11 protein-coding genes are annotated in these 13,893 nt (G+C 66.9%); 4 read left to right on the top strand and 7 right to left on the bottom strand.

Translation table 11 applies throughout. The annotated features are described in order from the left end of the window. From LC092_RS13610 to LC092_RS13590, 5 genes are all read right to left on the bottom strand, one after another. On the bottom strand, positions 1-1,343 hold a 1,343-nt coding region (locus LC092_RS13610; protein WP_224807205.1), incomplete at its 3' end, for a cache domain-containing protein. 177 nt (positions 1,344-1,520) lie between these two features. Continuing rightward, entirely contained in the window at positions 1,521-2,210 is a 690-nt protein-coding gene (locus LC092_RS13605) for a Crp/Fnr family transcriptional regulator (protein ID WP_224807195.1), read from the bottom strand. Positions 2,211-2,482: 272 nt separating this feature from the next. Then, entirely contained in the window at positions 2,483-3,289 is an 807-nt protein-coding gene (locus tag LC092_RS13600; protein ID WP_224807193.1) for a ChbG/HpnK family deacetylase, read from the bottom strand. Between the two features lie 51 nt (positions 3,290-3,340). Then, positions 3,341-4,855 (bottom strand): glycosyltransferase family 39 protein, encoded by a 1,515-nt coding sequence (locus LC092_RS13595; protein WP_224807185.1) that lies wholly within the window; start codon positions 4,853-4,855, stop codon positions 3,341-3,343. A gap of 7 nt (positions 4,856-4,862) precedes the next feature. Further along, positions 4,863-6,005, bottom strand: coding sequence for a glycosyltransferase family 2 protein (locus tag LC092_RS13590; RefSeq protein ID WP_224807213.1), 1,143 nt, complete (start codon positions 6,003-6,005; stop codon positions 4,863-4,865). A 335-nt stretch (positions 6,006-6,340) separates the two neighbouring features. On the opposite strand from LC092_RS13590, the gene hisS reads away from it, so the two are divergent. From hisS to LC092_RS13570, 4 genes are read left to right on the top strand one after another with little or no spacing between them, the layout of a single operon-like run. Beyond that, positions 6,341-7,894 (top strand): histidine--tRNA ligase, encoded by a 1,554-nt coding sequence (gene hisS / locus LC092_RS13585; protein ID WP_224807184.1) that lies wholly within the window; start codon positions 6,341-6,343, stop codon positions 7,892-7,894. Further along, a complete protein-coding gene (locus tag LC092_RS13580; RefSeq protein WP_224807183.1) occupies positions 7,891-9,003 on the top strand; it encodes an ATP phosphoribosyltransferase regulatory subunit in 1,113 nt (370 codons plus the stop codon). The genes hisS and LC092_RS13580 overlap by 4 nt, the downstream gene beginning before the upstream one ends. Before the next feature lie 7 nt (positions 9,004-9,010). Next, entirely contained in the window at positions 9,011-9,985 is a 975-nt protein-coding gene (hisG, locus tag LC092_RS13575; protein ID WP_224807179.1) for an ATP phosphoribosyltransferase, read from the top strand. 42 nt (positions 9,986-10,027) lie between these two features. Next, complete coding sequence (locus LC092_RS13570; protein WP_224807170.1) at positions 10,028-11,476, top strand: amidase; 1,449 nt, start codon at positions 10,028-10,030, stop codon at positions 11,474-11,476. A gap of 212 nt (positions 11,477-11,688) precedes the next feature. On the opposite strand, the gene LC092_RS13565 is transcribed toward LC092_RS13570, so the two are convergent. Then, positions 11,689-12,558, bottom strand: coding sequence for an isocitrate lyase/PEP mutase family protein (locus LC092_RS13565; protein ID WP_224807167.1), 870 nt, complete (start codon positions 12,556-12,558; stop codon positions 11,689-11,691). Between the two features lie 52 nt (positions 12,559-12,610). Next, the gene (locus LC092_RS13560) at positions 12,611-13,885 is read right to left on the bottom strand and encodes a TRAP transporter large permease (RefSeq protein WP_224807165.1); all 1,275 of its coding nucleotides are present in this window, start codon (positions 13,883-13,885) and stop codon (positions 12,611-12,613) included. Positions 13,886-13,893 lie beyond the last annotated feature (8 nt).

The following is a 13,893-nucleotide window of genomic DNA, read 5'->3' as shown; positions in this document are numbered from 1 at the left end:
CGTTCCGCGCTGTCCTGGGCCGAGGCGCTCAGCTCGCGCGCCGTCTGGTCGAGCCCAACGGCGGTTTCGCTGACCGTGCCGATCAGATGCTGCACCGTGCCGCGGAAGCCGGCGATCAGCTCTTCCGTGCGCGCCTGGCGGGCCATGCGCGTCTTTTCGTCCTCGCTCTGGATCTCTTCCAGACGCTGGCGCTCGATGGCGTTCTCGCGGAAGGTCTCGACCGCAATGGCCATGTCGCCGATCTCGTCCTTGCGGTCGTCGATCGCGACCTCGACCGAGGTGTCGCCGTCAGCGAGGCGGCGCATCACCTGGGTCAAACCCGCGACCGGGCGGGCCAGCGCGCCCGCGCCGTACCAGACCAGCCCCATCACCAACAGCAGCAGGACGCCGGAAATCGCCAGCATCGTGTTGCGCGCGGCAATCGCGCCGGCCACCATCGCGGAATAGGGAACGTCGATCGCGACATACCAGACATCCTCCACGCCCTTGAAGCTGACTGGCGCCAGCGCGACGAACCGGTCGCCGATCCGCTGCATGCGGTCGCCGCCTCCCGTCGACGCGATGAGATCCAGCAGTTCAGCCTCCTGCACGGGCTTGCCGAGCTTGGAAGCATCCGCATTGGCGACCCAGAGATTGTCGCCGCCGACGAGCTTGACCTCACCGGCGCCGAACGGCTTGAGCGTCGACATCTTTTCCACGATATCGGTCAGCGACAGGTCGGAGGTGGTGATGCCGATCGCCTTGCCGTTCTCGCGCACGACCCAGCTGATCGTGGTCATCAGCACGTCCTTGCCGTCGATCGGATAGGTGTAGGGCGGCGTGATCAGCGACCGGTTTTCCCGGATCGGCTTGTCGTACCAGCCCTCCGTGCCCGCTTCCTTGGTCATCACCAGTTTCTCGAAAACGACTTTTCCGTCCGAATAGTAGAAATAGGGGACAAAGCGGCCATTGGCGTCGGAATATTTGTGGGTCTTGAAATCGGCATCGCGGCCATCGAGCCCGTTGGGTTCGAAGGCCAGCGTCATGCCGACCAGTTCCGGCGTGTTCTCCACGGTGCGGATCATCATGTCGCCAAGGGCGTCGCGATCGCGCATGCCGTTCCCGAGCAGGCCTTCCACACCGGCGGCGGCGGACTTGGCGACCGTCAGCGACGCGCCGATTTCGCCTGAAACATCAGATGCGTAAGCATCGAGAAGCGTACGGGCTTCCTCAAGCGCCGTTTCCTCAGCCGCCGAGGACATCACGATGGATCCGGTCAGGGTAACCCCGATCAGGGATGTAAAGAACAGCGCGCCCGCGCTGATCAGCAGCTTGTTTCTAATCGACAGATCGGAAAACCGCATTTCCAAACTCCACACTCTGGCCCGGTACAATGGTCTTTTGGGCATAGTGGGAGTCGTGTTACCGACGACTTAATGAGGGCCGTTTAAACTTGTTTTTGTTTCAAAAAAGCGATCCGACAACGCAACCAGAAAGTTCACGCAAGGTAAAATACACAAAAAGCAAGCCGGCATTGCCGCCTATAGGGCCGAAGCCTGGCGCAGCCACTCCGGGTTTTCCAAACAGTAGTAACCGGAAATCCGGCTGACCGTGCCCGCCCGCTTCCAGTCGTTGAGCACGCGGCTGACGTTTTCGCGCGCCGCACCCGCCATATTGGCGATATCGGCCTGGGACAGCTTGTAGTGAATGAGCACGCGGCCGTTGTCGACGGGCTTGCCGAAGGTTTCGGCCAGTTGCAGCAACGTCTGCGCGACGCGTCCCGGCAACGGCAGGAAGGAGCGCGCCGCCAGCACGTCGTTTGCCTGCCTGAGCCGGCTGCCGACAATCGACAGCATGTGGCGGTAGAGCGCGGGGTTTTCGTCGGCGAAACGCTCGAAGCGGTGCTTTTCGATGAAGGCGAGGCGCGTCGGCTTGAGCGCGGTGACGGTGGCGGAGCGCGCGCGCCCGTCGAGAAGCGCCAGTTCGCCGACAATGCTGCCCGGCCCCATAACCGCCAGAAGTTGTTCGTCGCCGTCGACGCTGACGATCGAGACCTTGAGCGAGCCTTCCAGGATCGCATAGCAGCCATTGCCGGGATCGCCCGCCTCGAACAGGATCGCGCCGGGCTTCACCGAGAAGGGGCGCGCCAGCTCGGCCAGCCCGGACGCAAGCTCACAGTCCAGCCCCTCCAGCGAAAAGCTGTTTTCCAGAAACGACTTGAGTTCCAGCATCCGCCCTGCCCCGCTTGGCCGCATCTCATCTGCATCGCAGCGCGCAAACCATCCTGCCCCGGTGCACGCGCCGCTGCCGGCCATCATACCGTGCCTTGCCTTGCGACAAAACGCATTGTGTGATCGCCGTCACTGTTCGCAAAACACGGTTGACGCATGGTTGCAGTCACCAACCGCCGCTTCCCTGACCTCGCGGCGGTCCTCCCCAACGAAAATCCGGCTCCCCAATCCCCGCGGGGGGCCGGATTTCGTTCGAGAAGCTGCCCGCCTGCTCAATACAGAAAAATGTCCTTCTCGACGAGAAGCAGCGGAAACACCGGGCTCTTGAAAAACCCGGTCTGGGTCTCGCGCACGCTCAGCTCGGTCCGCGGCTCCATGCGGCGAAGACGGTCATCCGCCTCGCCAAGCCGGCACAACACCATCGTGCGGTCGTCGAGCCCGTTGAAGCCGCTGCGCAGGTGGGTCTCCTGCGCGTCCAGGGCCGGCACCTGGGGAAACGACGGGCCGCGCTGCAGCACGCGCAGGCGCGCCCGCGCCGCCTGCCGGGCAAAGACGCGCGCGGCGTGGCGGGCCCGCCGCCCCTCGCCCTCCCAGGCCGGCGACAGCAGCGCCGGCGCGTGCTTGCGCAGGGCGACCGTCTTCATCACGATGCGCGCGACGCGCGGCAGCGCCATGAGGTCGTCCGCCACATGCAAAAAGTCGGGCGGGCGCTGATAATATTCCTCGAAACACACGAGCTGGGCGTCGACCTCTTCCGCCAGATCCTCCGCCGGGACAAGCCGCAGCGCATCGCGCCAGCGCCACCAGCGCGGGCGCGGAAAGGCATCGCCGAAGCGGGTGCGCCCGCGCACCGACACCGGCGCATGGGGACGGGTTAGCGCGACCGTCAGCCCGACCAGGGTTCGGTGGCGCTGCGCATCGACGGCATCGCGCAGCGGCAGATATTCGCGCGACCACAGGTCGGAGGCGACCAGGCACCCGACGGCGGACAAGCGGCCTTCCGCGATCAGCTCGCGCAGGGTCCGGTCGATGCCGAAGGCCAGCCCGTAGTCGGGCGCGGTCATGAGAATGCGTTTCATCGCTCTATCCTATGCGCCGATCCGCGGTCCCTGCCAAGAGGGTGAGGCGGCTCAGGGGAGCGGGTAAACCGGGTCGAGCGGAGCGCCGCGCGGCGCCGCGACCCGGTAGACGACGAGATCCTCCAGCGCCACGCCCTTCACCCGGCGGGTCAGCACGGCAACACGGGCCACCTCGCCGAAGCGCTCGCCCAGCACCGCCGCGCCCGGATCGCGCCGCGCCTCCACGACGAAGAGCGCAGGGCGGGCCAGCGTCGCGGCATCGAGGGAGGGCCGCATGACATAGCGGATGCGCTCGGTGAGCTGTTCGACCGGCAGGATGCCTGCGAGATTGACCGCAAGCTGCGCGTTGAGCCCGTAGCCGTAGGTCGCGATCCAGGCCGCGCCCTCGTCTTCGGCAAGCTTTATCACCCCATCGCGGATGTCCGGCCAGCCGCGGGTCTGGAAGGTCGGATCCTTGCGCGCCAGGCTCCCGGTCAGCGGCTGCACCGCATGCACATAGACGACGAGCGACACGGTAACGCCAAGCACCACCGCAGCCCTGGCCAGCAGGCCAAAACCGCGCCGGAATGCCGCCGGCGGATCGGCGGCAACGACGCCGGCCAGAAGGGCAAGGGCTGGAAAGAGCGGCGCCGGCCAGTTGCCCTGGACGCGCGAATGCAGCGAATGCGCCAGCAGGTAGACGAAGAACGGCACGCAGGTCCAGAGCATGAGGCCGAAGGCGGCATCGCCCCGCCGGGCGCCGCGAATGGCTCTGGCAAGGCCGACCGCCGCCAGAACCGCGACCAGCGGATTGAGCAGGCCGATCACCGCGCCGATAAATTCGAAAATATACTTTGTGCTCCAGCCGTCCGGCACGGCGCGGCCGAACTGCTTGATGAAGGACGCCCACTCGTGATCGGCGTTCCACAGCACCACCGGCGCGACGATGACACAGGCGATGAGGCCCCCCGCCCAGAGCTGCCAGCTCGCCCACCAGCGCCGGGCGTCGGGCACCAGCAGAAGCCACAGCACGATGCCGGCCCCCAGAAAGAGAACCGAATATTTCGACGCAAGGCCAAGCCCGGCGAAGACGCCGACGGCCAGCCACCAGTTGGCGTTTCGGCCGGCGTGCAGCTCGGCAAGCGCCCAGATTGTCAGCCCCCAGAAGAACACCGAGGGGGCGTCGGGGGTGGCGAGCAGGCTGCCGATCCCGATCAGAAGCGAGGCGTTGAAGAAGAGCACCGCCCAGCCGGCCGCGCGCGCGCCGAAGAGCAGGAAACCGGTGCGCCAGAGCGCAGCCGAACCGACAAGAGCGGAGAGAACCGGCAGGAGACGAATGCCGAGCGGCGTGTCGCCGGCGATCCACAGGCCGGCCGCCACCCACCAGCCGACCATCGGCGGGTGGTCGTAATAGCCGGCGGCGGGGTTCAGCCCCCAGAGCCGGTAATAGGCTTCATCCTCGGCCAGCCCCGAATTGGCGGCGACGACAAGCTTCACCGCCGTGAGCGCCAGGACGAGGAGCGCCAGCGTGGCCGGGCGCAGCCAGACCGTCAGCTCCGTTCCGGCCTCGCGGGTCGCGGGCGCCATCACCGCCTCAGGCCTTGCGCCAGGTCAGGACCGAGCTTGCGGCATAGTTCCACACCGCGCCCATCACCGCGCCGGCGGCACCGGCCACGCCGATGAGGATGCGGCCGGCGTCTTCCTGATAGATCAGCGAGGCGACGCCGACATTGGCGATCACGCCGAAGCCGCAGACCACATAGAAGGTGAAAAGCCCGCGCAAGGCGGCCCAGCCGTGCAGGCGGCGGTCGCGGTAGGTCAGCCGGTTGTTGAGATAGAAGTTGGTCGTCATGGCAACGAAGGTCGCCGCCGTCTGCGCGACCTGGAAGTTCATCGCGAAGCCTTCGATCAGCGAGAACAGCGCCACCATGTGCACGACGACGCCGGAGGCCCCGACCATCATGAACATCAGGAAGCGCACGGACACGAGATCGCCAACCAGTTTCGACAAGATAAGCCCCAGAAAATCGAGCGCGACCAGCGTGTCGAGCTTGCTTTGACCGTGCAGCCTTTCGCGGAAGACGAAGGGCAGCTCGACGATGCGCAAGGATCCCTTCGCGCTGGCGACAATGTCCAGCAGGATCTTGAAGCCCTGCGAGGAGAGCTGCGGCGCGAGACGTTCAACCTCGGCGCGGCGGATCATGAAGAAGCCGCTCATCGGATCCGAAAGATCAACATGCAGGAAGATGCGCGCCAGACGGTTGGCAAGGCCCGACCCGGATGCGCGCACCGCCGACAGGCCGTCGCCCACAGCCCCGCCTTCGACATGACGGCTGGCGACGGCGAGATCCGCACCCGGATTGCCGGCCGTGCCGTCTCCGGCGAGCCTTGCCAGCATCTTCGGCAGGAGCGTCTCGTCGTGCTGCAGGTCGGCATCCATCACCGCGACGAAGTCGGCGGAAGAGGCCAGCATGCCCTCGATGCAGGCGCCCGACAGGCCGCGCCGGCCGACGCGGCGGATGACGCGGATGCGCGGGTCGCTGTTCGCCAGCCGGCGCGCGACCTCGGTCGTGCCGTCGGGGGAATTGTCGTCGACGACGATGGCTTCCCAGGCGATGCCGGCAAGCGTGGCGTCGAGCCGCTCGATCAGGACGGGCAGGTTGTCGCGTTCGTTGAACGTCGGCAGCACGACCGACAGGCGCGGTGCGCGCACGGCGGGCGCTGCGGCGCCCGGCATGCCGGAGGCGTCGCCGGCGGATGCGTCGGCGCTCGTGGATTGCGGAAGCGATGCGCCGTCGACCGGCATGGGCACGTTGAACCTCAGCGAGAGAGACGCGACGTGACGTGCGCGCAGCTCAAGTGCCGCACGGTCGCGTTTTCGCGCGGGACCATAGTCCGCCCGTCCCCGATTGCAAGCGTTCAGGCGGGCGGGCTTCGATCTCGGTTAAGCCGCAAACCCGCGTTTCGGCTGCGATCCTTGCCCGCGACCGCCGTTTCGTCTAGGAAACCGGCAACCGGCACCGGGGTTTGTCCCCTTTGCCCCTTCCCGATTGAACGGACCTTCAAACGCCAATGGCCAAGACCAAACCGAACAAGCTCAAGGCGCGCCTGCCGCGCGGCTTCGTCGACCGCTCCGCCGCAGACATCCGCGCGACCGACGCGATGCTGGCGAAGATCCGCGGCGTCTACGAGGCCTATGGCTTCGATCCGGTGGAAACGCCGGCGTTCGAATACACCGATTGCCTCGGAAAATTCCTGCCCGACACCGACCGGCCGAATGCCGGCGTCTTTTCCGTGCAGGACGACGACGAACAGTGGATGAGCCTGCGCTACGACCTGACCGCGCCGCTCGCCCGCCATGTGTCGGAAAACATCAACGAGATCCAGCTGCCGTTTCGCAGCTACCGCGCCGGCTGGGTGTTCCGCAATGAAAAGCCCGGCCCCGGTCGCTTCCGTCAGTTCATGCAGTTCGACGCCGATACGGTCGGCGCACCGGGCGTCCAGGCGGACGCGGAAATGTGCATGATGATGGCCGACACGATGGAGGCCCTCGGCATTCCGCGCGGCCAGTACATCATCCGCGTCAACAACCGCAAGGTGCTCGACGGCGTGATGGCGGCGATCGGCCTCGGCGATCCGGAAGACGCCGAGCGGCGGCTGACCGTGCTCAGGGCGATGGACAAATACGACAAGTTCGGCAGCGAAGGCGTGCGCCTGCTGCTTGGCGAGGGCCGCAAGGACGAGAGCGGCGACTTCACCAAGGGCGCGAACCTCTCCGCGACCGCCATCGAGGCGATCATCGAGATCCTGGAAGCCTCGGCCATCGACGACCTGATCGACGACCGCAACGATCTCACCTTCAAGACGGCCGCGCTTTCCAAGCTGGCGATCAACGAGGAATTCGAGGCAGGCTTCAGCGAGCTCAAGCTGATTTCCGATCTGGTGACCTCGGCCGGCTACAAGGCCGACCGGATTTCCGTCGACCCCTCCGTCGTGCGCGGCCTCGAATATTACACCGGGCCCGTCTATGAGGCGGAGCTCCTCTTCGACGTCACCAACGAGAAGGGCGAGGTCGTGCAGTTCGGCTCCGTCGGCGGCGGCGGGCGCTATGACGGGCTGGTCAAGCGCTTCACCGGGCGCGACGTGCCGGCGACCGGCTTTTCCATCGGCGTCTCGCGGCTGATGACGGCGCTGAAGAACCTCGGCAAGCTCAAGGACGACGCGGTGCTCGCGCCCGTGCTGGTCACCGTGATGGACGGCGACACGGCAAACCTCGCGCGCTACCAGAAGATGACCCAGGACCTGCGGTCCGCCGGCATCCGCGCCGAGATGTACCAGGGCAACTGGAAGAAATTCGGCAACCAGCTCAAATACGCCGACCGGCGCGACTGCCCGCTCGCCATCATCCAGGGCGGCGACGAACGCGCCGAGGGCGTCGTCCAGATCAAGGACCTGATCGAGGGCAAGCGGCTGTCCGGCGAGATCGCCGACAATGTGACCTGGCGCGAAAGCCGCCCGGCGCAGATCAGCGTGCCCGAGGCCGAGCTGGTCGAGACGGTGAAGCGCATGCTCGCCGAACAGGCCGACGACCGCGCGAAGAGCGGCACGGAAGGAGCCGGCGCATGACCCTGCCCGACCCTTACGCCAGTCTGCGCGAGCTGTTTCAGGCCGAAGGCTTTCCGGCGATGGAACCTGAGATCCTGCAACCCTCGCGGCTCTTCCTCGACCTGATCGGCGAGGACATTCGCGGGCGCATGTATCTCACCAGCGACCGCGCCGGCGAGGAGCTTTGCCTGCGCCCCGACTACACGATCCCGGTCTGCCGGGCGCATCTCGACGGCGGCGCGCCGGAGACGCCGGCGCGCTATTCCTATTGCGGCAAGGTGTTCCGCCAGCGCCAGGACGGCGCGGGCGAGTTCATGCAGGCGGGCGTGGAATGTCTCGGCCGCGCCGACCTGGAAGCCGCCGACGCCGACACGCTGGCGCTGGCGCTCTCCGCGCTGGAAACGCTCGGCGTCATCGACGCGCGCATCCACATCGGCGACGAGGCGCTGTTTCGCGCCGTGCTCGGCGGGCTGAACCTGCCGGCGGTGTGGGAGCGCCGTCTCGGCGATCTCTTCGGCGAACGCGACCGGCTGGACGCGGCGATCCGCGCCATGCGAAGCGGCGGCGAGGCGGAGCGCGACGACACGTCCTCGGCGGCGACCCTTGCCCGCGCGCTCGAGGGGCTTGCCCAAGACACGGCCCAGTCGGCGGTCGCCGAGCTTCTGCGCCTGACCGGCCTCAAGCCGATTGCCGGACGCAGCGCCAGCGACATCGCCGAGCGGCTTTTGGAACAGGCGGCCCTTGCCCGCCACGACCCCGAGACCGACCGCGCTGCCGACGTTTTGACCCGCTATCTGGCGATTGCCGGCGATCCGCGCGCCTCGGTGAAGACCATCGAGGTCTTTGCGAAGGACGTCGGCCTCGACCTGACGCAGGCGCTGGAGAGTTTCTCCGCCCGCCTCGATGCCATCGCCGCACATGGCATCTCCGACGCGTCCCTGACGTTTGCCGCCGATTTCGGTCGCCGGCTCGACTATTACACCGGCTTCGTTTTCGAGATCCATTCCGCCTCGCGCGAGACGGCAGGCCAGATCGTCGGCGGCGGACGCTACGACAGGCTTCTGGCGCTGCTCGGCGCCACGGCTCACATTCCGGCCACCGGGTTTTCCATCTGGCTGGATCGCATTTGAGGGTGTCATGACGGCATTGACCATCGCCATTCCCTCCAAGGGGCGGCTGCAGGACAACACGCACGATTTCTTCGCCCGCGCCGGCCTGCCCGTGCGCCAGCCCGGCGGCGCGCGCAACTATCGCGGCCGGCTCGGACGCTTCGAGGCCAGCCAGGTGGAAATCGCCTTTCTCTCGGCCTCCGAAATCGCGCGGGAACTCGCCAACGGTCAGGCGCATCTGGGCGTCACCGGGCTCGATCTGGTGCATGAAACCATTGCTGACCCAGAGACCAGCGTGCACACCGTCACCCCGCTCGGCTTCGGCTTCGCAGATGTTGTGGTCGCCGTGCCGGACGCCTGGATCGACGTGTCGACCATGGCCGACCTTGCCGATGTCGCGGCGCATTTTCGCGCCCGCAAGGGTGAGCGGCTGCGGGTCGCGACCAAATATGTGACGCTGACGCGCCGCTTCTTCGCCGAACACGGCATTTCCGACTACCGGATCGTGGAAAGCGCCGGCGCCACCGAAGGCGCGCCGGCGGCCGGAACGGCGGAACTGATCGTCGACATCACCACCACCGGCTCGACGCTTGTCGCCAACAATCTGAAGATCCTCGACGACGGCGTGATCCTGAAGAGCCAGGCCAATCTGGTCGCCTCGCTGAGCGCGGACTGGAGCGCCGAGCAGCTGGGCTTTGCCCGCATCATCCTCGACCGGATCGCGGCCGAAGAGCGCGCCCGGGGCTTCCGGGAAATCCGCGCGCTGGTGGCAGCCCCCGAATTGACGGCCCGCGCGGCCGGCGAGCAGTTCGGCGCGATCGCGCCCTTCGGCACCCAGGTCGGCCAGCCGCTGCTGCTGCATTGCCCGGCTGCAAGTGCCGCCGATTGCGCGACGCTGCTGCGCGACCACGGCGCGCCGCATGTCAGCGTCACCACGCTTGACTATGTGTTCGGCACCAGCAATCCGCTCTACGATCCGCTGGCGGAAAAGGTCGGCTCTTAAGTCCCTGTTTCTTCAAGGCACACGGGACGGGAGGCCCGGACAATGACCGCAGACGAAATCACCGCGCTGTCCGCGCGCGCCCTGTCGGACGCGATCCACGCAAGGCGTGTCTCGGCGCGCGAGGTGATGCAGGCAACGCTTGCCCGCATCGCCACGCTCAATCCGACGCTCAATGCCGTTGTGTCGCTGCGCGACACGGATGCGCTGCTCGCCGAAGCCGACACGCTGGACGCCGAACTTGCCGCCGGGCATTCGCGCGGCTGGATGCACGGCATGCCGCAGGCGATCAAGGATCTCGCCATGACGGCGGGGCTGACGACCACCATGGGATCGCCCGTCTTCGCCCGTCAGGTGCCGGCGGAAGACAGCATCCATGTGGCGCGCATGCGCTCGGCCGGGGCCATTCTAATCGGCAAGACCAACGTCCCGGAATTCGGCCTCGGCTCGCATACCTATAATCCGCTGTTCGGCCCGACGCTGAACCCCTATGACACCACCCGCAGCGCCGGCGGCTCCAGCGGCGGGGCGGCGGCGGCCATCGCGGCCCGGATCTTCGCGGTTGCCGACGGCAGCGACATGATGGGCTCGCTGCGCAATCCGGCCGCCTTCAACAACGTCATCGGCATGCGCCCGAGCTACGGACGGGTGCCGTCCGGCCCCGCGCCCGAACTCTTCATGGACACGATGGCGACCGACGGGCCGATGGCCCGCGACCTCGACGATCTGGCGATGCTCCTGTCCGTGCAGGCCGGCCACGACCCGCGCGCGCCGCAGTCGCTCGACGGTGACGGCAGCCTCTTTGCAGCACCGCTCACGCCGAAGGCCAAGGGCCTGCGCATCGGGTCGCTCGGCGATCTCGACGGCCATCTGCCGTTCGAGGACGGCATTCTCGACCTCGTGGGTGACGGACTGACGCGGCTCGTCGAGCTTGGCGCCCATGTGGAGGAAACCGGACCGGGCTATGCCCCGGAGCGCATCTGGCAATCCTGGACGGATCTGCGCAGTTGGCGCGTGGCCGCGAAACTCGGAGCGATCTACGACGACCCCGCCACCCGCGACAAGCTGAAGCCCGCCGCGATCTGGGAGATCGAACGCGGGCGCGCGCTGTCGATGACGGCCATCGAAGAGGCGAGTTCAATGCGCAGCGCCTGGTATCGCGCCGTGCTGCGGCTTTTCGAGCGCTACGACTATCTGGTCGCCCCGAGCGCACAGGTCTATCCCTTCAACGTCACACTCGACTGGCCGAAGGAGATCGCCGGGCGCACGATGGAAACCTATCACCGCTGGATGGAGACGGTCATCGGCGTCAGCCTCTTGGGCCTTCCGGCCGTGTCCGTGCCGGCCGGCTTCAACGCCGAAGGCCTGCCAACGGGTTTCCAGATCATCGGCCGGCCGCGTGACGATCTCGGTGTCTTGCAGGTCGCCAAGGCCTATGACGAGGCGACGGGCTGGACGGCGAAGGCCCCGGCGATGGCGGTTGGCGGCACCTGAAGCACGCATAAAAAAAGGAGGCCGCTCCGGGGGAGAGCGACCTCCAAAACGGGTGGCCGATCGGGGTGGACCGCCCGAAAAGCCGGATTCGGGTGGGTGACGGCGGATCGGGAACGGCCGTCGTCCTCCGGCTTTCAGCAAACCTTACGCAAGGTGACGAGCGGTGGATCAACGCGGCCGCGTGTTTTTTCGCGGTGCCGCAACGCCTGCCGTCAGTCGCGCCTGTCGGCGTAGCGGCTTTCTTCCTCGTAATAGGCATCAAAGCCGACCGCCTTGCGCAGATCGGCGAAAGGCAGAAGGGCTGCGTCGGGGTGCCGGCCGGCGGCCATTTCGCTCAAAGCGCCCTGCATCGCCTTGATCGCGGCGGAAAGCAGCGTCAGCGGATAGGCGGCAAGGCGATAGCCGATGCGCTCCAGTTCGGCATGCGGCAACAGCGGCGTCGCCCCGCCTTCCACCAGATTGGCCATGTGCCAGCCCGGCACCTCGCGGCAGATCGTTTCCATCTCGCCCACATCATGCGGCGCTTCCACGAAAAGAAGATCGGCACCCGCCTCCTTGAAGGCGCGGGCGCGTTCCAGAGCCTCGTCAAGGCCATGGCCGTGGCGGGCATCGGTGCGCGCCAGGATGAGAATGTCGGAGCCTTCCTCGCGCGCGTCCACCGCCGCCTTGATCCGGTCGACCGCCTCCTCGCGCGAGACCACCAGCTTGCCCTTGGTATGACCACAGCGCTTGGGCGCGACCTGGTCCTCGATCATCACGGCGGCAAAACCCGCCTGCGCGTAGCCCTTGACCGTGCGCTTGACGTTGAGAGCGTTGCCATAGCCCGTGTCGCCGTCGCCGATGATCAGCGCGGAGGTGGCGGCACAAACGTTGCGGCCCTGGTCGACCATCTCGCCATAGGAGATCAGGCCCGTGTCCGGCGCACCGATACGCGCGGCCGACACGGCGAAGCCCGACATGAAGGAGACCGGAAAGCCGGCATCGCCGATCAGCCTCGCGGACAGGCCGTCGAAGCAGCAGGGCATCACGGTCAGCGGGGTCGCGGCCAAATGGGCGCGCAGGCGCGCGGCGGGCGTTGTCATGGTCTTAGCCTTTCTCGGAGGAGGCGCAGGCGGTCCCGCGCCCCCGGCAGGATTACATCTTGAAGGGGATATAGAGCACCAGGTCGGTCCACCAGAAGATCAGCAGCACGCTGAACAGCATGATCAGCAGGAACGGCCAGACACCGGAGGACACCTCGCCCATGGTGGCCTTGCCGACCGCCTGGATGACATAGAGGTTGAGCCCGACCGGCGGGGTGATCAGCGCGCATTCGACCATGACGACGAAGAAGACGCCGAACCAGATCGGATCGAGGCCGAGGGCAAAGAGCGCGCCCGACAGCACCGGCACCATGATCAGCATCATCGACAGGGCCTCGAGGAAGAGACCCATGACCAGCAGCACCAGCGCCACCAGCAGCACGAACATGCCGGCGGAGGAAATATGCTCCGACAGGAACATCGAGATGTCCTGCGGGATCCGGTAGAGCGTGATCGCCTTGCCGAAGACCTTGGCGCCGGCAACGATCAGCAGGATCGCGACCGTCGTCGTCATCGCCTCGGCGACCGCGTCGCGCAGCTTCGGCCAGTCGAGGGTGCGCAGGATGAGGCCGACGACCACCAGAGCGCCGATGAAACCGACGGCCGCCGCCTCCGTCGGCGTGAACAGGCCGGTGTAGATGCCGACGATGACGAGAGCGGCGAGCACGACCGTCGGGAAGGCGCGCAATGCGGTGCGCCGGCGTTCCGCCCAGCTCGACCGCGGGCTCGGCTGGTAGTCGGAGGCAAAGCTTGCATAAAGCACCGACCACCCGATGAAGAGCGCCATCAGCAACAGGCCGGGACCGATGCCGGCCAGGAACAGCGAGATGATCGATTCCTCGGTGATCACGCCATAGACGATCATCGGGATCGAGGGCGGAATGAGAATGCCGAGCGTGCCGCCGGCCGCCAGAAGTCCGAGCACGAAACGACGCGGATAGCCGCGCTGCGTCATCTCGGGGATCGCCACCGTGCCGATGGTGGCAGCCGTTGCGACGGAGGAGCCGGAAATCGCCGCGAAGATGCCGCAGGAGAGGATGGTGGCAACAGCCAGCCCGCCGGGCCAGTGTCCGACCCAGGCCTGGACGGCAGCGAAGAGGTCGCGGCCGACACCGCCCTTCAAGAGCACGTTCGACATCAGCAGGAACAGCGGCACGGCGACCAGTACGAAACTGTCGGCGGAGGACAACAGGCCCTGCGGCACCATCAGCGGCGAGAAGCCGCCGACGGCGAGAAGGCCGAAGCCGAGGCCGGTCAGCGCGAAGGCGACCGGGATGCCGGCGAGAAGAAGCGCAAAGAGCGCCGCGAGAATGAGCAGGGATGTCATGTCGGCGG

It is taken from the genome of Stappia stellulata (assembly GCF_020176715.1).
In the GTDB taxonomy this organism is placed as follows: domain Bacteria; phylum Pseudomonadota; class Alphaproteobacteria; order Rhizobiales; family Stappiaceae; genus Stappia.
The sequence above is the reverse complement of the archived record's forward strand: the minus strand, read 5'-3'. Positions and strand labels throughout refer to the sequence as shown.

What these genes read in the sequence shown, in the direction of transcription:
- LC092_RS13565 (WP_224807167.1), bottom strand. Translation starts at nt 12,558, where the DNA reads ATGACAACGCCCGCCGCGCGCCTGCGCGCCCATTTGGCCGCGACCCCG.
- hisS (WP_224807184.1), top strand. Translation starts at nt 6,341, where the DNA reads ATGGCCAAGACCAAACCGAACAAGCTCAAGGCGCGCCTGCCGCGCGGC.
- LC092_RS13580 (WP_224807183.1), top strand. Translation starts at nt 7,891, where the DNA reads ATGACCCTGCCCGACCCTTACGCCAGTCTGCGCGAGCTGTTTCAGGCC.
- hisG (WP_224807179.1), top strand. Translation starts at nt 9,011, where the DNA reads ATGACGGCATTGACCATCGCCATTCCCTCCAAGGGGCGGCTGCAGGAC.
- LC092_RS13560 (WP_224807165.1), bottom strand. Translation starts at nt 13,885, where the DNA reads ATGACATCCCTGCTCATTCTCGCGGCGCTCTTTGCGCTTCTTCTCGCC.
- LC092_RS13590 (WP_224807213.1), bottom strand. Translation starts at nt 6,005, where the DNA reads ATGCCGGGCGCCGCAGCGCCCGCCGTGCGCGCACCGCGCCTGTCGGTC.
- LC092_RS13605 (WP_224807195.1), bottom strand. Translation starts at nt 2,210, where the DNA reads ATGCTGGAACTCAAGTCGTTTCTGGAAAACAGCTTTTCGCTGGAGGGG.
- LC092_RS13600 (WP_224807193.1), bottom strand. Translation starts at nt 3,289, where the DNA reads ATGAAACGCATTCTCATGACCGCGCCCGACTACGGGCTGGCCTTCGGC.
- LC092_RS13570 (WP_224807170.1), top strand. Translation starts at nt 10,028, where the DNA reads ATGACCGCAGACGAAATCACCGCGCTGTCCGCGCGCGCCCTGTCGGAC.
- LC092_RS13595 (WP_224807185.1), bottom strand. Translation starts at nt 4,855, where the DNA reads ATGGCGCCCGCGACCCGCGAGGCCGGAACGGAGCTGACGGTCTGGCTG.